The sequence below is a fragment of the Sulfidibacter corallicola genome (assembly GCF_017498545.1).
GTDB lineage: Bacteria > Acidobacteriota > Holophagae > Acanthopleuribacterales > Acanthopleuribacteraceae > Sulfidibacter > Sulfidibacter corallicola.
The window spans coordinates 11039572-11061111 of the sequence record NZ_CP071793.1 but is presented as its reverse complement, the minus strand read 5'-3'; the positions used below and the strand labels follow the sequence as shown (position 1 = coordinate 11061111).

Annotated in this window: 14 protein-coding genes; 12 read left to right on the top strand and 2 right to left on the bottom strand. The window is 62.7% G+C overall.

Features of this window, described 5'->3' with window-relative positions:
* The first annotated feature begins 152 nt into the window (after positions 1–152).
* The 11 genes from J3U87_RS32740 to J3U87_RS32685 all read left to right on the top strand — a co-directional run bounded on the left by J3U87_RS32740 (position 153) and on the right by J3U87_RS32685 (position 11715).
* Entirely contained in the window at positions 153–1649 is a 1497-nt protein-coding gene (locus J3U87_RS32740; protein WP_237380040.1) for an alpha-amylase C-terminal beta-sheet domain-containing protein, read from the top strand.
* Positions 1650–1977: 328 nt separating this feature from the next.
* Complete coding sequence (locus J3U87_RS32735) at positions 1978–3105, top strand: M14 family metallopeptidase (RefSeq protein WP_237380038.1); 1128 nt, start codon at positions 1978–1980, stop codon at positions 3103–3105.
* Positions 3106–3903: 798 nt separating this feature from the next.
* Entirely contained in the window at positions 3904–5445 is a 1542-nt protein-coding gene (locus J3U87_RS32730) for a cytochrome D1 domain-containing protein (RefSeq protein ID WP_420038237.1), read from the top strand.
* Between the two features lie 53 nt (positions 5446–5498).
* Positions 5499–6293 carry a uroporphyrinogen-III C-methyltransferase gene (gene cobA / locus J3U87_RS32725; RefSeq protein WP_237380034.1) on the top strand — a complete coding sequence of 265 codons (795 nt, stop codon included), beginning with the start codon at positions 5499–5501 and terminating at the stop codon, positions 6291–6293.
* The gene (locus J3U87_RS32715) at positions 6277–7821 is read left to right on the top strand and encodes a nitrite reductase (protein WP_272932442.1); all 1545 of its coding nucleotides are present in this window, start codon (positions 6277–6279) and stop codon (positions 7819–7821) included. Before cobA ends, J3U87_RS32715 begins: the two co-directional genes overlap by 17 nt.
* Before the next feature lies 1 nt (position 7822).
* Entirely contained in the window at positions 7823–8266 is a 444-nt protein-coding gene (locus tag J3U87_RS32710) for an Lrp/AsnC family transcriptional regulator (RefSeq protein WP_237380032.1), read from the top strand.
* Positions 8263–8832: a siroheme decarboxylase subunit beta gene (ahbB, locus tag J3U87_RS32705; protein WP_237380030.1), complete on the top strand. Its 570-nt coding sequence runs from the start codon at positions 8263–8265 to the stop codon at positions 8830–8832. The genes J3U87_RS32710 and ahbB (J3U87_RS32705) overlap by 4 nt, the downstream gene beginning before the upstream one ends.
* Positions 8829–9305, top strand: a complete 477-nt coding sequence (locus J3U87_RS32700) for an Lrp/AsnC family transcriptional regulator (protein ID WP_237380028.1) — start codon at positions 8829–8831, stop codon at positions 9303–9305. The genes ahbB (J3U87_RS32705) and J3U87_RS32700 overlap by 4 nt, the downstream gene beginning before the upstream one ends.
* A gap of 23 nt (positions 9306–9328) precedes the next feature.
* Positions 9329–9889 (top strand): siroheme decarboxylase subunit beta, encoded by a 561-nt coding sequence (ahbB, locus tag J3U87_RS32695; RefSeq protein ID WP_237380026.1) that lies wholly within the window; start codon positions 9329–9331, stop codon positions 9887–9889.
* A gap of 22 nt (positions 9890–9911) precedes the next feature.
* Positions 9912–11108 carry a heme d1 biosynthesis radical SAM protein NirJ gene (gene nirJ / locus J3U87_RS32690; RefSeq protein ID WP_237380024.1) on the top strand — a complete coding sequence of 399 codons (1197 nt, stop codon included), beginning with the start codon at positions 9912–9914 and terminating at the stop codon, positions 11106–11108.
* Positions 11089–11715, top strand: coding sequence for a precorrin-2 dehydrogenase/sirohydrochlorin ferrochelatase family protein (locus tag J3U87_RS32685; protein WP_237380022.1), 627 nt, complete (start codon positions 11089–11091; stop codon positions 11713–11715). Before nirJ ends, J3U87_RS32685 begins: the two co-directional genes overlap by 20 nt.
* Positions 11716–11765: 50 nt before the next feature.
* On the opposite strand, the gene J3U87_RS35100 is transcribed toward J3U87_RS32685, so the two are convergent.
* Both J3U87_RS35100 and J3U87_RS32665 read right to left on the bottom strand, forming a co-directional pair.
* Positions 11766–16982: a response regulator gene (locus tag J3U87_RS35100; protein WP_272932441.1), complete on the bottom strand. Its 5217-nt coding sequence runs from the start codon at positions 16980–16982 to the stop codon at positions 11766–11768.
* A gap of 143 nt (positions 16983–17125) precedes the next feature.
* Complete coding sequence (locus J3U87_RS32665; RefSeq protein WP_237380021.1) at positions 17126–18343, bottom strand: HD-GYP domain-containing protein; 1218 nt, start codon at positions 18341–18343, stop codon at positions 17126–17128.
* 732 nt (positions 18344–19075) lie between these two features.
* On the opposite strand from J3U87_RS32665, the gene J3U87_RS32660 reads away from it, so the two are divergent.
* A complete protein-coding gene (locus J3U87_RS32660) occupies positions 19076–21514 on the top strand; it encodes a zinc-dependent metalloprotease (RefSeq protein ID WP_237380019.1) in 2439 nt (812 codons plus the stop codon).
* Positions 21515–21540: the final 26 nt, after the last annotated feature.

Here is a 21540-nt window from a genome sequence, read left to right as displayed (position 1 = left end):
GGCGGAATAGCGGGTGGCATTTTCATTTACCTATTTTTTACATTTTTCAAACTCTTTCTCTTGAAAGGGAAGTGGTTTTATTGTCTTGACCTGAATTATTGCTCTCTGTGTGGGTTTCTTTCCTGATTTGTAAGATTTACGAGGAGAGAAAAATGCTCACCAAATGTAAAGCCCTGGTTCTTGTCCTGACCTTTGCCGTAACCTGCATGGCCGGTTCACCGGACGTCATGTTGCAGGGATTCCATTGGACCTCGCACACCGCCAATTGGTGGACTGTCCTCGACGATCTCAGCGATCAAATGAAGGCCGACGGGTATTCGCTCATCTGGTTGCCGCCCTCCTCCGACGCGGCTTCCAACGAGGGGTACCTGCCGCGCGAACTTCAGAATTTCAACTCGCAGTACGGCTCCGCGGGCCAGTTGCAGGATTTGCTGAATGTCCTCAACGGCAAGGGGATCGGCCCCATCGCGGATATCGTCGTCAACCACCGGGTCGGCTGCACCGATTTTGCCGATTTCTGTAATCCTGCCTGGCCCACCTGGTACGTGACCGCGGATGACGAGTGGCCCGGATGCCCCGTCGGCTGTAAGAGCGGGAACCACGATTCCGGCGAACGCTACGACGCCGCGCGTGATTTGGACCACCACCTGCCGCAGCTCCAAGACGATATCGTGAGTTGGCTGAACCAGCTCAAGAGTATGGGCTACAAGGGTTGGCGCTACGATCTGGTGAAGGGATTCGCACCCTGGGCGGTCCAGCTCTACAACAATCGCACCGGACCTGCGATCTCCATCGGTGAGTTTTTCGACGGCGATGCCGGGGCGGTCGAGAACTGGGTCAATCAGGCGGGCAACAGCACCGCGTTCGACTTTCCGCTGCGGTTCATCCTGATCGATGCCTTCCACAACAATAATTACGGTGCCCTGCAATCGGCCGGACTGATCGGTCGGCAGCCGGCCAAAGCGGTGACCTTCCTCGAAAACCACGATACGGAGGAGCAGCGCGGCGGCGCCTACGTCCAGTCGTTTCCGCGCCATCACCTGGAAGCGGGTTACGCCTACATCCTCACCCACCCGGGTGTGCCCTGTGTCTTTTGGACCCACGCGTACCCCTGGGGTGGCTTCCCCGACGTTTCGGATAAAATCCGCGAGCTGATCGCGATTCGCAAAAGCCAGGGGATTCATGCCACCAGTTCCGTCAGCGTGCGGGCCGCGGACGGCAGTAAATATGCGGCGATCGTCGACGGTTCCGTGGCCGTCAAGGTCGGCTGGGGCGACTGGAGCCCCTCCGGTGATTGGAGCCTGGCCAGTTCCGGAACCAACTACGCCGTGTGGGTCGCCGGCGGTGGCGACGGCGGCGATGGTGGTGATGGCGGCGACGGTGGCGATGCCACGACCACGATTCGCGTCCATTACGATACCGGTTGGGGAAATTCGATCAGCGTGCGCGGCAATGTGGCGCCGCTGAGTTGGCAATCCGGGCAGGCTGCCACCTGGACCACCGGCAACGTCTGGGTCTGGCAGACCGACGCCATTCCGGCCGGCCAGGGGTTCGAATTCAAATCGCTGATCAACGACGCTACCTGGGAAACGGGAGGCAACCACCAAGGGAGCGGCGGGCAAACGATCGACATTTACCCGAACTTCTAGATGGTGCCCATCCAGGTATGGATCGATTGTTCCAGAGCGAGCGATTCGACTGGATGGGCATGATGTCAGGTATCGGGTGTCGGCGGTTCCCATGCCGCAGGCAACGGGCCGAGCCCGATACCTCCTCCGTGATATCCCTTACAGGCCGTGGACCGGGGTTGCGTAACGGGTGGTCTGCGCCTCCGAAAGGAAACCGTGATGAGGTCGGGGTCGCGTCGTTCCTGCGTGGCTTCGATCTTCCCTGGACGATCCGCGGGTCCTTGCGTTTACGGTTCGAGAATCCTTGGTAGAATGCCTGGTCGAATGTTTTCATGAAGGGACGACCAAGATGCATATCAGCAGTCAATTTGATGGCGGCAACATTCGCTGTCTCGCCGCCGAGGATCCGAGCGACATTCGCCTCGAGATCGTCAAGGACAACCAATCCGATTTCTATCAGTGGTTCTTTTTTCGCCTGACCGGCGCCAAGGATCGGGAGTGCGTGATGCGCATTCAGAATGCCGGTGGCGCGGCCTATCCCGGAGGCTTCAAGGATTACCGGGCAGTGGCTTCCTACGATCGGGAAAGCTGGTTTCGCATCGAAACCGAATTCGACGGCAAGGAGCTCACGCTGCGGCACAAGCCGTTGGCCAACAGTTTGTACTTCGCCTATTTCGCGCCCTACAGCGTGGAACGGCACATGGACCTGATCGCGGATACGCTGGCGGCGCCGAGCGTGGACGTCATGCGGCTCGGGCAGACCCTCGACGGCCAAGACCTGGATCTGCTCCGCATTGGGGAGCCGGAAGGTGACAAGCTGAAGTGCTGGATCATCGGCAGGCAGCATCCGGGCGAAACCATGGCCGAGTGGTGGATGGAAGGGTTCCTCGACAAACTGCTGGACGAGGACGAACCGGTCAGCCGCGAGCTGCTCAAACGGGCCGTCTTCTACGTGGTGCCCAACATGAACCCGGACGGAAGCCGGCGCGGCCACCTGCGCACGAACGCGGCGGGCGCGAACCTGAACCGCGAATGGTTGAAGCCCACCATGGAGCGCAGTCCGGAAGTGTTCCTGGTTCGCCAGAAGATGCACGAAGTCGGTGTCGACTTCTTCTTGGATGTACACGGCGACGAGGCCTTGCCCTACAATTTCATCGCGGGCGCGGAAGGCATCGCCTCCTGGAGTGAGGAACGCCAAGCGTTGCAGGACGCCTACGAGGCCGCGCTGGTACTGGCCAGCCCCGATTTTCAAACCGAACACGGTTACGAACCCGATGCACCGGGCAGCGCCAACCTGGCCAAGGCCACGGATTACGTGGCGGAGACCTTTGGGTGTCTGGCGATGACGCTCGAGATGCCGTTCAAGGACACCGTCGAAACGCCCAACGAGTTGGAGGGCTGGTCACCCGAACGGTGCCGCCGCCTCGGTGCGGCCAACCTGAACGCGATCTACGCGATGCGCGAGCGGTTGACCTGATTCGCCGAAGGAGAGCCCGTTGCCGCTCGGCATCGAGTGGGAACGGGTTCGCCATCGATGCTGATCGATCGCTTGGGAGTTCCCGCATTTCCGAGAGATTCGTCAAGCCGATAGCTTCCGTATGCCGAGAGGGGCACCGTACCTGTAGATGAGGGGGCCGCCCAGGCCAGCTTGCTCCACCGATCGAAGCAATTCCCTCGAGAGTTCCCGCATGTTGAGAGGGGCGTCACCGCTGTAGGTTGGCCGGCTCGGCCGACACATCGAAGTGACTCGAGCCGGGAGCTCCCGCATGCTGAGAGGGGGACGCCCGAGTTACGCCCTTCGATGTATCGATCAAGATCGAGGCCTGGCACCCAGAAGGCGAAGCCCATCGAAGGAAATAGGCTTGAAGTACTCGTGTGTACGCAAGTGACGTAAGACCTGTAAGTGAGGGGGGCCGCCCAGGCCAGCCTGCTCAACCAGTCGGAGCAATTACAATGCGCCGCGGCGAAAAGAGCGAGAGCGTCGGAAACTCGGTTTAGGCCTGTCCGGGGGAAGGGGTCGCTTCGCTCTTTGGTGTAACTCTCTTCTGTTAAATACGTTGCTTCGAAGCGTCGGCCGAGCCGGCCAACCTACAGGCACCACCTCTCTCCAAAAATGCGGGATCTGCGGAAATATCACCTTCGAGGAAATGTGGCAGAGCCCGCATCGGCGAATTTGCCGTTCGACAGTTACCGAACGAACTGCCGGCGACTATGACCTCGATCATCCAGGGGCCCGCCCGTTCTTCTTTAAAGTTGGCCCATCACGCGACATTTGATGAGGTCGATTATGTTTCGTTCAATCGTCGCTCTCTGGATGGTTTATTCCTTCGTCGCCGGCGCCACGACGCTCTTCGCCACGCTCCCGGCAAACGCACCGAAACCCGCGGCACTGTATGCTCACCATTGCGCTTCCTGCCACGGTACGGACCGGCTGGGCGGCACCGGCCCGGCACTGATTCCCCAAAGCCTGCGCCGGCTCAAACGCGACCACGCGATCGCGGTCGTCACCAAGGGGCGCCCGGCGACGCAGATGCCCGCCTTCGAAGCGGTGCTCGACGCCGACCAAATCGAATCGCTGGTCGGGTACATGTACCGCCCGCTGTTTGGCGTGCCCAAATGGGGTGAGCGGGAAATCGCACGCAGCCGCATCGTGCACCAACCGGCGCCGCTTCCCGCCAAACCGGTCTTCGACGCGGATCTGATGAATCTCTTCATCGTGGTGGAAACCGGCGACCACCACGCAACCCTGCTGGATGGCGACACCTTCACGCCCATCCACCGCTTTCCCACCCGTTTCGCGCTGCACGGGGGTCCCAAATACACCCGCGATGGCCGCTTTGTCTTCTTTGCGTCGCGGGACGGATGGATCTCCAAGTACGACATCTACAACCTGAAAATGGTGGCCGAGGTCCGTGCGGGCATCAACACCCGCAACGCCGCAGTCTCGCCGGACGGTCGCTTCGTCGCCGTGGGTAACTACCTGCCCCACAACGTGGTGATCCTCTCGGGCGAAGACCTGCGACCCCTGCGGGTGGTGCCGGCTACCGGTTTCGACGGACGGAGCAGCCGCGTCAGTGCCGTGTACACCGCGCCGCCTCGGGACAGCTTCATCGTCGCCCTCAAGGACATCCCGGAGGTCTGGGAAATCCCGTACCGCGGTGACGACATCGCCCGCGTCGATGTGCGTCGCATCGCGGTCGAGCACTGCCTCGACGACTTTTTCTTCGACCAAAAGTACCGCCACCTGATGGGCGCCACCCGGCCCGATCCCGAGGCCGCCGAAGCGCCGGGCGGGCAAGTGGTCGACCTCGATCGAGGTGCCGTGGTCGCTTCACTGGATCTGGCGGGCATGCCCCACCTGGGCTCGGGCATCAAGTGGGACTGGAAGGGACGCCGCATTCTGGCCACGCCGAACCTGAAGACCGGCAAGGTCAGTTTCATCGACATGGACACGTGGAAGACCACCGCAGAGCTGGAAACGCTGGGCCCCGGATTCTTCATGCGCAGCCACCGGGCAAGTCGCTACGCCTGGGTCGACGTCTTTTTCGGACCCCACCGGGACAAGGTTCACGTGATCGACAAGCAAACCCTGACCATCGCCAAGACCCTGCAACCCGAGCCCGGCAAAACCGCGGCCCACGTGGAATTCACCAAGGACGGCAAGTATGCCCTGCTGAGCGTTTGGGACCTGGACGGCGCCGTCATCGTCTACGACGCGGAAACGCTGCGGGAAGTGAAGCGATTGCCCATGAAGAAGCCGTCGGGCAAGTACAACGTGTTCAACAAAACCCGTTTCGAAGAAGGGACGAGCCACTGACTCCCCGACCTGGAGCCTCGGGTTTCCCCATCGACGGAGAACAGGAGCAAACCATGAATAGCAAAGCCCTTGGAAAAGTGTTTCTGGTAGGGGCGGGGCCAGGAGATCCCGAACTTCTCACGTTGAAGGCCTACCGCCTGCTGGGCGAAGCGGACGTGGTCGTGTACGATCGGTTGGTTCATGCCTCGATCATGAACCTGATCCCCTCGCGAACTCCCCGCGTATTCGTGGGGAAATACCCCGGCCGCCATCACACGCCCCAAGCCCAGATCAACGACATCCTGGTGGAGTTGGCCCAGACCCACGGCACCGTGGTTCGGCTCAAGGGCGGCGATCCCTTCATCTTCGGCCGTGGCGGCGAAGAGGCGCTCGAGTTGGTCGCTGCCGGGATCGAGGTGGTCGTGGTTCCCGGCATCACCGCCGCCGCGGGTTGCGGCGCCTCCGTCGGCCTTCCGCTGACCCACCGAGGTTACGCCACCAGCGTTCGCTTCGTCACCGGCCATTGTCGGGCGGGGAAACCGCTGAACCTGGATTGGCCGAGCCTGGTTTCGGAAGGGACGACCCTGGTTTTTTACATGGGATTGGCCAACCTCGACGAAATACGGACGAACCTGACCCGACACGGAATGTCCGTCCGCACGCCGGTCGCCGCGGTGGAAAATGGATCCACGCCGGAGCAACGGGTCCACTTCAGTACCCTCGAAAGGGTGAAGAACGAATTGGCGGAACTGAGCTTCCGTTCGCCGACCCTACTGGTCGTGGGCGCGGTGGTTCGCGTCGCGGAACGCCTGGCCCCCCACATGGTCGCCAAACCCCTGCAGGAGGCAAGTCATGCCCACCTTGGCTAGAGTCGGCACTTTTCTGGTGTGTGCCATGGGCCTGTTCACGATGGTCGGGGCGCTTGCCGGTGGGGGCGCCGGTGGTCCCGCGGCAACCACGACCGTGGCCACAAAACACGCGCCTTCGAAAGGACAGAAGAAAAAAGCGAAGCCCACGCGAAGCCCCAGGGAACTTACCGAGTTGCTGCGTCAGGATTGCGGGTCCTGTCACGGGCTCACGATGAAGGGCGGATTGGGCCCCGCGCTGCTGCCCGACCGCATGGCGCGCTACGGCAAGGCCTCTTTGGTGGCCATCATGCGCAATGGTGTGGCCCACACCGCCATGCCCGCCTGGCGCGATGAACTCAGCGTCGCGGAGGCCGAATTCCTGGCCGAACGCCTCATCGCCGGTTTGCCCGAGCCCGAATTTCGCGAAGCCGAAGCCACCGTCGCCCCGTTGGGCCTCCGTGGCACGGGGGACCTGGGCTGCATCATCGAGCGCGCCTCGGGAACCGTCGTGATCGTGGAAACCACCACCAACAGCATCCTGGGTGAGGTGACGGGGCTGGGCGACCTGTCGCACGCGTCGATCGTGTTCTCGCGCGACCAGCGCTACGCCTACGTGTTCGGTCGCGACGGCGGCCTGACCAAGATCGACTTGTTGGGGCGCCGCATCGTGCGACGCGTGATCCAGGGAGGCAACAGCATCGGTGGCGCCATCAGTCAGGACGGGAAATGGGTCGCCGTCTCCAACTACGAACCCGGCGGCGTGCGCATCTTCGACAGCGACACGCTGGACCTGGTCGCCGACGTTCCCGCGACCGGCGGCTCGAAAACTGTCGGCCTGGTGGAAGCACCCGACCATCGGTTCGTGTGGTCGCTGTTCGACAGCGACGAAATCTGGGTCGCCCGATTTCGCGGGCCGGGCGACCTGACCATCCACAAATTCACCGAGATCGGTGCCAAACCCTACGACGCCATGATCACGCCCGATGGCCGTCACTATGTGGCGGGGCTTTTCGGCGAAGACGGCATGGCCTTGATCGATCTGTGGGATCTGGAATCGGGCGTTCGGCGCGTCGTCGACGAGCAGGGCAGAGGCGACGAGAAGCTGCCGGTCTACAAAATGCCGCACCTGGAGGGCTGGGCCATGACCAACGCCCATTCCTACCTTCCCGCGGTGGGGCGCAACCGCGTGCTCTGCCTCGACGGTACGGGGTTCAAGGTCTTCGACCGCGTCGATGTCCACGGCCGGCCGGTCTTCGTCGTGGCGGCCCCGGACGGCCGTCGCCTTTGGGTCAACTTCGCCTATCCGGACAATGGCGTGGTGCAGGTCATCGACACCCAGAGCCGCCGCGTGGTCAAGCGACTGGAACCCGGGCCAGGGGTGATGCATATGGAATTCACGCCCAAGGGTGAACGCATTTGGATCTCGGTGCGCGATGCGAACAAGGTGGAAATCTACGACGCCTATGCCATGACCAAAGTGGGGGAACTGCCCGTCACCAAGCCGAGCGGGATCTTCTTCACCCACCGCGCCGGCCAATTGGGGAAATGAGATGATCGATCCATTGCAAAAAGAACTGTTGGATCGCTTCCAGCGTGGGTTCCCGCTCAGTCCATGCCCCTTCGCGGTCATCGCGGAGGAGATGGGTCTCACCGAGGACGCGGTTCTGGCGCACTATCGCGAGCTGAAGCGGCAGGGGGCACTCTCTCGAATCGGTGCGGTCGTTCGGCCAGGTCGGACAGGCGCTTCCACACTGGCGGCCACCGCCGCGGAGGACGACGAACTGGCGAGAATCGCAGCTCGCATTTCCGAATTTCCAGGGGTCAACCACAACTACGAACGCGAGGATGCGCTCAATTTGTGGTTCGTGGTGCACGCCGCCTCGAACGATGCCCTGGAGGAAACCTTGGCGCAGATGGAACGAGCCATCGAGCGACCGATCTTCTCGTTTCCCATGGAGAAGAGTTATCACCTGGATACGGGGTTTGCCTTATGACGGAACTCACCCCGCTCGATCGGCGGCTTCTCGATGCGCTGTGTCGTGGGTTGCCTTTGGAACCAAGGCCCTACGCCGCATTGGGACGCCCGCTCGGGCTTTCCGAAGAAGCCGTGTTGACCCGCATTCAGAGCTGGTTGCGGGACGGCACCCTCAAGCGTTTCGGGGTGGTGGTGCGCCATCACGAACTGGGATGGTCGGCCAACGCGATGGTCGTGTGGCAGGTCGACCCGGATCGGTTGGATCGGCTGGCCGCCGTGCTGACCGGGTTCCCGTTCGTGACCCTGTGCTACCGCCGGCGACCGATCCCGGAACGATGGCCCTTCAACCTCTACTGCATGATTCACGGCGTCGACCGGGCCCGGGTCCTGGATCAGGTGGACCGGCTCGTCGAGGCCGCCGGATCCCTGGCCCAAAACCACCGCGTTCTCTTTTCGCGGCGGCGCTTCAAGCAGTGTGGCCCCGTGATGCGCCACGTGGAAACATCCGAGCCGATCCCCCAAAACCCCGAAGAGATCACCACTGGGCGGAACCGCCTGGCATCATGCGCCGGAGGTGAGGCGTGACTGGCAAACGGGTCCGAGAGACGTTTTCCCTGGACGACATCGATCGCCGCATCATCAATGGCCTGCAGGGTGGGTTTCCGATTTGCGCGCGACCCTTCGCGCGGGCGGCCAAGACGCTCGGCATTGGCGAACAGGAGCTGATCGAGCGCATTGGCCGGCTGGAAGAGTGGGGGATCGCCTCGCGTTTCGGCCCGCTGTACAACGCCGAAGCGATGGGCGGTGGCGTCACCCTGGCCGCGATGGCCGTTCCCGAGCTGCGCATCGCCGAGATCGCCCGACTCCTGAACGAGACGCCCGAGGTCGCTCACAACTACCTTCGCGATTTCGACCTGAACATGTGGTTCGTCGTGCTTACCGAGCGGGCCGAGGACCTGGAAGGGGTGTTGGCACGGCTGGAAGCGACGACGGGCCTGCCGATCTACCCTTTCCCGAAGGAACGGAGCTATTTCCTGGAACTCAAATTGGAAGCCTGACCCGTTGGCACGAGGAGCTTGGCATGAAGTACCCACAAAGTGAAACGAATCGATTCGGTTGGCGGCCGGACGCACGCGACCGGGCCCTGATCCGGGCGACGCAGGACGGGTTGCCGCTCGTGCCCGAGCCCTATGCGCACCTGGCCGCAACCCTGGAGATGACCGCCGAGGAGGTCATGGCCCGGCTTCGGGAACTCCTGGACCGCGGCGCCATCCGTCGGATCGGCATCATTCCCAATCACTACGCGTTGGGGTACCGGTTCAACGGGATGTCCGTTTGGGATGTGCCCGATTCGGAAGTGGACCGGTTGGGTGCGGCCGTCGGGGCCTTGCCGTTCGTGAGTCACTGTTACCGCCGGCCACGGCATCCACCCGTATGGCCCTACAACCTGTTCGCCATGGTGCACGGTCGCCGCGCGGAGGACGTGGAAGCGCAAGTGGCGCAAATCCGCGAACTGCTCGGCGACCCGGTTCGCCAACACCGCGTGCTGTTCAGCACCCGCCTCTTGAAAAAAACCGGCCTGAAGCTGGCCACACCGCCCGACTCCCTGCGGGCGGGGCCCGGGGCTTCGGCCACGACCTGAGGACACCGAGGAGTCAGCGCCCATGTTTCGCCTATCCACCTATATGTCCTTGTTGTTCGCGCCATCGCGCAGCCGGCGGCCGCCGAGCGGTCGAGCGCCCCGCGCGCCGGTGGTGATCTGGAACCTGACCCGAACCTGCAACCTGCGTTGCACCCACTGTTACGCTTTTGCGGCGAACGGTCGTTTCCCGGGGGAGTTGACCACCGCACAGGCGTTCGAGGTCGTGGACGATCTCGCGACCTTGAACCCGCCCATGGTGATCCTTTCCGGCGGGGAACCGCTGATGCGGCCCGACTTTTTCGACATCGCCGCTTACGCTTCGGATCGCGGTCTGCGGCTCACGCTTTCCAGCAACGGCTGCCTGATCGATGACGCCGCGGTCGCGCGCATCCGCGCATTGGGTTTCGCCTACGTGGGGATCAGCCTCGACGGGATCGGGGATGTGCACGACCGGTTCCGCGGCGAGCCCGGCAGCTTTGACGCCTCTCTTGCCGGCATCCGGCGGTGCATCGGTGCCGGCCTGTCCACCGGCATTCGCATGACACTCGCCCAGGAAAACGAGCATCAGCTTTCGGAAGTCCTGGCACTGGCCGAGCGGGAGGGTGCCGCCAAGTTCTATGTCTCGCACCTCAATTACGCGGGACGCGGCAGGATCCACCGCGGTAAGGACCTGGCTCACGTTCGCGCCCGGCGCACGATGGAAATTCTGTTCGAGGCCGCGGCCGACTTCGCCCTGCGCGGATCCGGGCCCCACATCGTGACCGGCAACAACGACGCCGATGGGGTCTACTTTCTGCGCTGGGTCGCACGCGAGATGCCCGAGCGGTTCGACGAAATGCGTGCCGTTTTGGAACGATGGGGCGGAAACGCTACGGGTGAGGGGGTCGCCAATATCGACAATCGCGGCGAGGTTCATCCCGACACCATGTGGTGGGACCACGGTCTCGGCAATGTCAAAACGCGCCCGTTCAGCCACATCTGGGCCCAGACCCGGGATCCCCTGATGATCGGCCTGCGCGCGAAACGGCGGCCCCTGAAAGGGCGTTGCGGATCCTGTCCCGCCCTGGCCATCTGCAACGGCAATACGCGGACGCGGGCCTTTGCCCAGTGCGGCGACCCCTGGGCCGAAGATCCCGGCTGTTACCTGACCGACGAAGAACTCGTAACCTTGAACCGTTTCGCCCCGAAGGAGGTGGCCCATGCCCTTGCTGACCGTTAATTTGCACGTCGCCGGAAAGCGTTGCCTGATTGTCGGCGGCGGCAAGATCGCCCGCCAGAAGGCCGAGCGGTTGATGGAAGCCGGTGCGGATCTGTCGGTCGTGGCACCGGAGGTCGGGTCCATGCCAAAGGGGGTGCGGATCATTCGTGGAACCGTCGAGCCCGAGGACCTGGACGGCATGTACTTGGCCATTTTCGCGACGGACGATCGCGTGCTCAATCGCAAGCTGTACCATTTGGCGCGCGGCAAGGGGGTCCTCAGCATGGCCGTGGACGACGTGGACGCGGCGGACTTCTTCGCACCGGCGGTATTGCGCCGTGGCGATCTGGAAATCGCCGTATCTACCTGCGGGAAGGGGCCGGCCTTTTCGGGCCATATCCGCGACTTGATCGGGAACCTGATCGACGAATCCTACGGTGAGGCCTTGGAATGGTTCGCCCGTTTTCGGCAGACCCGCCTGAAGGGTGTGTCGATGGCGAAACGGGCGGGGCTGTTTCGCCACTTGCTCGCGCTGGACTATATCGAGTATTTCCGGTCGGGGCGCATCGCCCAATGGGAGGCGCGCGTCGAGGCCGTGCTGGCGTCGCGGTCCGGCGAAACGGACTGATCGGGGGACTCGCTGCGAGTCGTGAGGGGGGGAGCGGAATTGCGAAGGGTTCAATTCGACATGGACGAGGTTGGTTTCTCCTCCGGTCGATCTACCACCGCGGCTTGCGGATCGCGTGGCAGTTTCACCCGAAACCGCGTGTAGCTGCCCGGCTCGGTATCGATGCGAATGTCGCCGCCGTGCTCGCTGACGATGATGTCGTAGCACAGGGCCAAACCCAGACCGGCCCCCTCGCCCGGCGGTTTGGTGGTGAAGAACGGGGTGAAAATGCGGTTGACCACCGATTCGGGAATGCCGTCGCCGTTGTCTTCGATCCACACCTCCACGCCCTCCTCGGACGGCCGGGTCACCAGGCGCAATTCGGGTGTGAACCGCTCGCCGAGGCGACGACGCTTCTGGCGCAGGGCATACAAGGCGTTGTTCATCAGGTTGAGAAAGGCCCGGCTGAGGCTTTCCGGCGTGGCGTTGATGCGCGTGACATCCGGGTCGAAGCGGGTCACGATGCTGGGATTGAATTCGAGGTCTCGACCGCGAATGCCCTGGCTGGCCAGAAAGCTGTACTCTTCGAGCAAGGCGTTGATGTTGACTTCGCGCCGCTTTCCCGAGCCACTGCGCGACAGCAGCATCATGCTGTCGATGATGCGCTCGGCGCGGCGGCCGTTGCGGGCGATGATCGCGGCATTGCGGTTCAAGTTCTCGATCGTCTCGGTCACCTCCGAATGGGTCTGTTCGCCGGTCAACGCCCGGAAACTCTCTGACAACGCCTTGGTGTCCTCCTCCAAAACCTCCGCCAGGTTGTTGATGAAATTCAGCGGATTGCGCAATTCGTGGGCGACGCCCGCCGTCATGGTGCCCAGCGACGCCATCTTCTCCTGCGTCATCAGTTGCTTTTGATTGGCCAGGATTTCGCGCGTCTTCTTTTCGAGTTCCAGGTGGTAGTGGGTCTTGGCGAGGGCCGTGACGGCGTGGTGTTGGAAGCGCGCCAGCTTCTGCACGTCCGATTGACTGAAGGCCTGCTTTTCATGAAGGTTGTCCAGCACCAGCAGGCCCTCCAGGTGACCTTCCAACTCCAGTGCCATGGCCAGCACCGAACGCGGCTGCTTGCGGGCGTTGCCGAAGGTGGCGAAGCGCTCCACGTGGCTGTTGATGAAAATGCCCTTCTCCACCTGTTCGCAACCCTCGAAAAACGACTGGCCCAGGCTTTCGCGCGTAAGGCGAATCTCCGCCACCCGTTCGAAGGGAATGGCCGCGGTGGCCGCGACCCGGAACTGTTCCTCGGCCGCGTCCCAAATCAGGAACAGGGCCTGATCGGCACTGGGGAACAATTCCATGCCCTGGTGTAGCAGGGCCGGCAGCAGGTTGCTCAGGTGGAATTCGCGATTGATTGCGATCACGATGCGGTCCAGCGTCTCCAGCTCCGCATTGCGCAGGCGCAGTTTGGCGGTGCGATCGGCCACTTGATCCTCGAGCGATTGGTTGTATTCCTCGAGGCGGCGGTTGGCTTTCAGCAAGTTCAGTTGCAGGCGGATCCGTGAGAGCAGCAGCTCTTTTTTGACCGGCTTGACCAGGTAGTCGTTGGCGCCGGCCTCGAAACCCTTGATGATGTCGGCGAGCTGGCCTTTGGCGGTCAACATCAGGACCGGCAATTCGTGGGGCGGGTAGTGGCGGCGAATGTGGTTGCAGACTTCGAAACCCGACATGTTGGGCATGAGCACGTCGAGCAGGATCAGGTCATAGGGCGCCTGTTCGGAGGCGTTCAGCGCGGCCAGGATGAGGTCCAGCGCCTCCTGGCCGTCGGCCGCCTGGTCGACCGCGAACTCGGGGCCGCTCAGGTAGTGCTGGACCATGACCCGGTTCATCTTCTCGTCGTCCACGATCAGCACGCGGAACACGGTGTCGCCGGGGAAACTGTCATCGGCCGGTTCGGTGGTGCGGCGGCTCAGGTAGTCGAACAGGTAGGTGCGCAGCAGCACGAATTCCTTCTTCACTTGATCCATCCGGTAAGGCCAGTGTTCCCTGTCGTTTTCTCGGATCGCACGAGCCAGGAGATGGACCGCGTCGCGGAACTTCTGGGCGTTGAGATTGGCGACGATGTCCTCCAGGTGGTCCGCCTCCGTGCGCAGTTGGGTCCCGGTGCCGCTCTCCAGGGCTTGTTCCAGCGAAGTCAGGTGATCCTGGACCTCGACCATGGCGATTTCCACCAGCTCCTGCTCGAGTGCCCGGTTCTTGCCGCAGACCGAGCCGATGTGCAGCAGCTCCTCCGGTCCACCGTAGGGTTTTCGCTCGTATTCGGCCAGCTTGCGCAGGGCCTCGCCTTGGGGCAGGAATTGCTCGAACAGATTGTGTAGTTGGTGTGCCGAGATCGGTTTCTCCAGCACGGCATCCATGCCGGCCGCGTAACATTCGTCGCGGATGCGGGGACGTCCGGAGAAGGTGGTGCCCACGATGGGCGTGTGCTGCAGCGGGCCTTCGCGCTCGCGGATCTTGCGCGTGGTTTCGAGGCCGTTCACCACCGGCATGTGGCAGTCGATGAGCACCAAATCGAAGGAACCGTGTTCGATTTCGGCCAGCGCGTCGTAGCCGTCGCTCACCGTATGGCACGCCACATCGGCGGCGGCGATGAGGGCGCCGATCAGTTTTTGGTTGGTGGGGCTGGGATCGGCCACCAGGATGCGGGGCTTGGCCGGCAGGGGGTGGCGCGTCGCGAGGCGATCGACGTCGCGCCATTGCAGCGCGGCCAGTTCCAGGCCCGCGCGCAGGTGGTCGGCCTTGAGCGGTTTGTTGAGGTAGGCGACGACCCCGGAGACGAGCGCCTTGGCGGTGTGCGGCCGAATCGGCCGGGTGGTGGTCATCAGCAGGGGCGTGGCCGCCGCATCCGGAGAGGTGCGAATGGAGCGCAACAATTCCAGGGACGAAACGGGCTGGCCGTCCATGTCGAGCACGGCCGCGGCATAGGGTGCGCCCTTGACCGAGGCCTCCTCGAGGCAGGAAACGACCTTGTCAGCGTCGTCGATGGCTTCCCAGTGGCAATCCCAGTAGGTCAGGTATTTCCCGAAGAACTCGCGGGAAATGTCGCGGTTGGTCAGAATCAGCAGGCGCGAACCCGTGGTTTTCGGCCAGGGTAGGGGTTCGGGCGGATAGATTTCCGAGACCACCGGGAGGGGCAGCAACACCGAAAAGGTGGCGCCTTCGCCCAGTTCGCTTTCGACCTCCAACCTGCCGCCCATCGCTTCTGTCAACCGCTTGCAGATCGCCAGGCCGAGCCCGGTTCCTCCGCGGGGCGTCGGGGTGAGCGTATCCGTGAAGGCCTGGAAATAGCGATCCAGGTCGTCGGTCTTGATGCCCGCGCCGGTATCGCGAACGCGGAAACGCAAATAGGCGGTACCCGCGCCGCGGGGGCCGATGGGTGACGGCTCGGATTCGCGGCGCATTTCGGCTTCCCGTGCCAGAACCTGGACCTCCGGATCGTTGCGGGTCAGCCGATCCAGATACACGACCACCTGGCCCCGTTCGGTGAATTTCAGGGCGTTTTCCACCAGATTCACCAGGACCTGGCGAATGCGCTGCAAATCGCCCATCACCTGGGACGGCGCCTTGGGCTCGATCACGTGCAGGAAGGTCAGGTTTTTCGCGCGGGCCGTGGGCGCCATCATGTCCCCGATTTCCTCGACCAGGGTGCGGATTTCCAGCGGACCCGGGTTCAGCTCCAGTCGTCCCGCCTCCATGGTCGAGAAATCCAACACGTCGTTGATGACCGCCTGCAGCGACTCCGCCGAGCGCCGCACGATTTCCGCGAGCTTGTGCTGTTCCCGGTTGAGATGGGCGCCCAGCAGCATTTGGTTCATTTCGATGATCGTTTGGATGGGCGTGCGGATCTCGTCGCTCATGCGCGCGAGAAAAATGCTCTTGGCGGCCGAAGCGTCCTCGGCCGCCTCCTTGGCGGCGAGCAGCTCCTGCGCGGCGATGCGATGCTCGGTGACGTCGCGGAAAATGATGATCATGCCGTACGAGGTACCTTCCGCGGCGCGGATGTGGGCCACCGATTCGTCGATGATCCGTTCGCGGCCCTTGCGATCGATCAGCACGCATTCCAAGGGTTTGAAGGCCACCAGGTTCTCCAGAAAGGCCACCGGATCGCCTTGTTTTTCGCCTTTGAGCCGGAACACCGTGTCCACTGGCTTGTCCAGTGCCTCGCTCAACTTGAACCCCGTGAGGCGTTCGGCGTGAGGGTTGATGAACGAGATTCCCCCGTTGACGGCCGTGGTGATGACCGCTTCGTCGATACTGCAAAGGACGCCGCGCAACCACTCGGTATGGCGTTGCAATTCCTCTTCGTATTCCTTTTCGCGGGAAATGTCGCGGGTCAGGCAAAGCACGCCCTGAACCCGGTGGTCGCCGTCGAAGAGGAATTGGGTCGTGAAACGGACCGGAATGATGTCGCCGGCCTTGGTCTGGAACAGTTCCTCCACCTGGGAGTCGTCGCGGCGTTTGAAAAAGCCCTGGACCTTGATCGTTTGGTGCTGCACGTAGATCGAATCGAATGCGCGGCCCAGGAGCTCTTGCTCCTCGTAGCCCAGCATGCGGCAGAAGGCGTTGTTCACGGTGCGAATGCGGCCTTCCGGAGAAATGATCGCCAGGCCGTCGTTGATGCTGCGGGCGATGTCCTCCTCGCGCGTGCGTTCCGAGCCCTGTGAGCGATCGTGAACCAGGCGATCCAATTGTCGGGTCAGCGACGAAAAGTCCCAGGAACCGGCGGAGCCGTAGCCGCCTCCGGCCGAAAGCCGGTGGACCAGGCGCCGCAGTTTCAGGAAGGGATGGAACCAGGCCGACAGGAACCAACCGAGGCAGACGAACCCCATCAGGAAGGTCGCTCGGATCAACCGTCGCAATCGCATCTCGAGGGCCGCGTCGGAGCCGGGCACTTCGGCCGGGAGATCACGCGTGGCGATTCGCATCGCGTCGGCGACCTGAAGAATGAGCATATCGCGCAGGTCGGGATCCAGCTTGGGCGCGGCGGAGGGACTGAGCGTCTGCCAGGGTGGCCCCCCCGCGGCGCGTTCCTCCGCCATCGTCCGCAGTTCGGGGTGCTTGGCCCTTCTCAAGACCGCCAACCAATGGGCGAAGGGTCGATTCACGTCCACCGGATCGCGCTCGCCCTGGGCGCGGTAGGTGTGCAGGCCGGTCAGGAGTTGGCGGCCGGCTTCGGCCAAATCCTGGCGGAATCGATGGTGGTTTTCCCTTGCCGAGAATTCTCGGCGAAGATCCATCCCGGTCCTCCCCAGATATAGGATCGAGACCGCGAACAGGACCGCCCAGAGAAGGTTCGCCCGAAAGGAGCCATCGGTGATCTTTTCTTTGAGCGCGGATGGATTGAAAGCGAACGGCAAGGTGGGCCTCCCGTTCCGTCGCCTCATCGAGGACTTTGAGATGTCAGCGGCACCCCGTGGGGTAGCATCGAGTATTCCTTGGCGATGATGTCCAGCGGATTGAAGAGGATGTCCGAATTGTTGATCGCGGTGACGATCGAGCGGGCATAGCCGTGTTTGTCGGTTCCGGATTGCGTCAGGTCGCAGGGGATCGGCTGGCCGCGAATGGTGCCGTCGGGCGTGGTGATCAGCAGGCTGCGTGGTCGTTCGGGCGAATCTCCGTTGGGTTCGAAGGCGATCGCCATCTCTCCGCTGTTGAGCATCAGCAGGGTTCCGGGCGGATAGGGTCCCAGGCACTGGCACAGGGCTCGGTAGGCATCGGGGTCGAGCTGCGTGTCCACCATGGCGCGCATGGTCAGCAGGACCGTGTGGGGGTCGATCGGTTCCTTGTAGTGATTGCGGTGGAGCATGGCGTCGTAGATGTCCAGCACCGCGGCCAGTTTGCCGAACCTCGAAATGGCGTCGCTTTTCAGGCCGCGGGGATAGCCGCTGCCGTCCAATCGTTCGTGATGGTGGCTGATGAAGGACAGGCCGGGCTCCGGTAACGAGCCGGCGCGGCGCAGATAGTCCACTCCCAATTCCACGTGGTTTTGCATGATGCGCGTCTCTTCGTCCGTCAGGGTTCCGGTCTTTTGCAGCAACTCCTGGGGAATCATGCACTTGCCGATGTCGTGAAGCAGCGCGCCCTTGCCCAGCAGGAACAGCTCCTCTTGGGACAGGTTCAGCGATCTCCCCAGAAAGAGGGCCAGAATGCAGACATTGACGCTGTGCTCGTAGGTGTAGGTATCCGCGTTGCGCAGCACGCTCAGGCACAGCATCGAATGGGGATCCCTGAACACCTGGTCGGTGAGGTTCTGGACCTGGCGATCCGTGCGGGCGTCGTCGAAGTCGAGGTGATCCTGAACGTCGCGGAACAGGGCGCTCGTTTCGGCTCCCGCCTCGGCGTGGACCTTGGCCGACTCGTGCACCTGCTGCAGGACGTCTTCGGCGGTTTCCCCCATGCCCATCGGCGTCTCCGGCGGCACGTCCAGCCCACGGGACGTGTCGATCACCACTTCGGTCACTTCATAGGCGCGGAGTTTGGTGACCGTTTCCACATTGCGAATGGGGTTGGAGAAGAACGGCAAGCGAATCCAACTGCGGTTGAGAGAGTGGACGTACATGCCGGGGCGGAGCTGATCGATCGCGATTTTTTTCTTCATGGCTCATTCAGTAGGGATCTTTGGTACACATGATCCATGCAGCCCGGTTCGGAGGGGTCGGGCCCGTCGCGCGTCATCCGCGGACCGGAGGGTCGAGCCTGTCGTGAATTGCCGTGCACCATCTTGGACATGAGAGTTGGGGACGAGGGGTGGAGGCTGTGGGCCTCGTGGATCGATCGACATGCGCCGGTGCGTGGAAATGGATGAGCCGGCGATCGATAAAAACACATAAAACCTGAATACGTTGTATGTTGATTCTTTCGGCTTGGTTCAAGTTTGACTTGAGCCCCCATGCTTACGCGGGAAGGAACAGCGACAATCGTCACAAACATTGCGCGAATGCGAGGTTGTCGATGGCGCGGTGCGAACCTTGGAAACGGGTGTGGGTATGGATCCGAAGGGGAGTGGGCACGGGGTTTTGAAAATAAGTGCCCGGTCGGAATCGAAATGAGAGGGGCTCCCCGAACGAGCATGCTGGTTGGGCTCGGGTTGACCGGTAAGTCGGGCAATTTTGGATCATTGCTGATATATTAGTTGAGTGTTAGGTGGCTGGGCAGCCGGTACGCTCCCCCTTGGCGCTCCTCGACCGTCCCGCCAGGATCGCCCCCGCCCCGCGTCTACCGGCCGCGCTTGCCTCGCCCCCATCGAGAAGATTGCCTCGTCCGCAATTTTCTGCTCATTTCCGGTCCGCCCGGGTTAGGATTCACCCATTTCCTGAATGGAGGCTCGTACGTGCTCGCTATCCTCTTCTCGCTGCTCTTGTTCCAGCCGACTCAGGCTTCTCCCAAGGCGTCCGCCGCCCAGGACGCTTTTCTCGCTTCACTGTCCGCGAAGCGGCATCTCCCCGGTTTTTTCGATCTTCACTGGGACAACGACTCCGGTGAACTTTTTCTCGCTTTGGAGGAAAAAGACCTCGAGCGGGACTTCATCATGGTTTTCGGCCTGGCCAGCGGCCTGGGCTCCAACGATGTCGGACTCGACCGCGGTCAGGTGGAGACGACCCGCCTGGTTCACTTCAAGCGCGTGGGTGGGCGCATCTTCTTGATTCAACGCAATATGCGGTACCGGGCTTTTAGCGACAATTCCCTGGAACGGCGCTCCGTGGCGGAGAGTTTCGCCACCAGCACCCTTTGGGGCGGGGACATCGCTGCGCAACGCGACGGACGCATGTGGTTTTCCCTAAACAGCTTCCTCGTGAGCGATCGGGTGGGCATCGCGCGTCGCCTCGAGCAGAAAAATCAGGGAAATTATCGTCTCGAGCCCAACCTGTCCTACGTGTACTTGCCGCGCACCAAAGCGTTCCCCAAGAACACCGAAATCGAAGTCTCCCTGACCTTTCGCGGTAAGGCCGAGGGCGATCAGGTTCGTCGGGTGGCGCCCGATCCCAACCTGATCAGTCTGCGCCAACACTTTTCGATGGTCGAGTTGCCCGAAGAGGGCTATCGGTCGCGGCCCTTTCATCCGCGATCCGGCGCGATTCCCTTCGAATTGGAAGATTATGCGGCGCCGTTGGATCAGGCGCTGGCCCAGAATTGGGTTCTGCGCCATCGCCTGGTGCGCAAAAATCCCGACGCGCCGCGCTCGGAGTTGGTGAAGCCGTTGGTTTACTACGTGGATCCCGGGGCGCCGCCACGCATCCGCGAGGCCTTGATCGAAGGGGCCTCCTGGTGGAAAGACGCCTTCGAGGCGGCCGGCATCATCGACGGTTTTCGGGTCGAGGTGTTGCCCGCCGATGTGGATCCGATGGACGTGCGCTATAACGTGATCCAGTGGGTGCACCGCTCCACCCGCGGCTGGAGCTACGGCTCCATGATTCCCGATCCGCGAACGGGCGAGATCATCAAGGGTTTCGTTACCTTGGGTTCGCTGCGCGTCCGCCAGGATCGCTTGCTTTTCGAGGGCATGCTTCCCCGCCAGGAGGATGGCACCCGCGGCGCCTGGGACCCCACCGAACTGGCGCTTGCGCGCATCCGTCAACTGGCGGCCCACGAGGTCGGCCATACGCTGGGCATCGCCCACAATTTCGCCGCCAGCGGGTTCGATCGCGCCTCGGTGATGGACTACCCGGCGCCCCTGGTCGAGTTGCGCGACGGTCGCCTCGATTTTTCCCGGGTCTACGGCGTGGGCATCGGATCCTGGGACAAGCAGGCCGTCAAATACCTGTATGCCGAATGGAAAGACGAGGCCAAGGGCCTCGAAGCGGTGCTGGCCGAATCCAAGGAGAAGGGCCTGCTCTACATCACCGACCAGAATGCCCGCGAATTGAAGAACATGCACCCGCTCGCCAACCTTTGGGACAATGGTGCCGATCCTCTGGACGAAATGGCGCGCCTGACCGAGCTGCGCGCGCACCTGCTGAAGCACTTCAGCGCGCGCAACCTTCCGGCCGGTCGACCGATTTCGGAGCTCGAGGAACTGCTGGTGCCGGTCTACCTGCACCACCGCTATCAGGTTCAAGCCTGTGTGAAAAGTGTCGGTGGTGCCTACTTCGAATACGCGATGGATGGAGATCCCGGCGCCGTGGAGGCGATGAAGCCGGTGAGCCCGGAGCGTCAGAAGCGTGCGATCGCGTTGCTGACGGCCACGCTCGAGCCGGAGTTCCTCACCTTGCCGGAACACCTGCGCCACCTGATTCCGCCGCGCCCGGATGGGTTCTACCCACACCGCGAACTGTTCCAGCGCCGTACGGGCCTGCTCTTCGATCCACTGGCCCTGGCGGAAACCTCGGTGCAGCTCACGCTCGATGCACTGTTGCACCCCGCGCGCCTGAATCGCATGATGGTCCAGGCCTCCCTCGATGCCGAGCAGCCGGGTGTGGACGCGGTGTGTGAGGCGGTACTGGCGGTCGTGGGTGCGCAGGACCGCGAGGGCCACGAAGGTGCGGTTCACCGGCAGACCCATGCCCAGATCGTGCGGGCCCTGTTGGCCACCCTTCAGGACGGGTCCCTGCGAGACGAAGTACGCGCGCGGATTCGGGCCCAGCTCACATCTCACGAGTCGGAACTCTCCTCGGAGGAAACTTCTGAGGAGGCCAACGAGGCCCGCGCAGAGGCCTACGAGATACACAACGAATGGATCGCGGCCCTCATCGAGTCGGCCCTGGACGAGGATGCACCGCTGGCACCCACCGAGCCGGTCAAGGTCCCGCCAGGCAGCCCGATCGGCAATTGATCCCCGGCACCATTCAGGAACCGCGA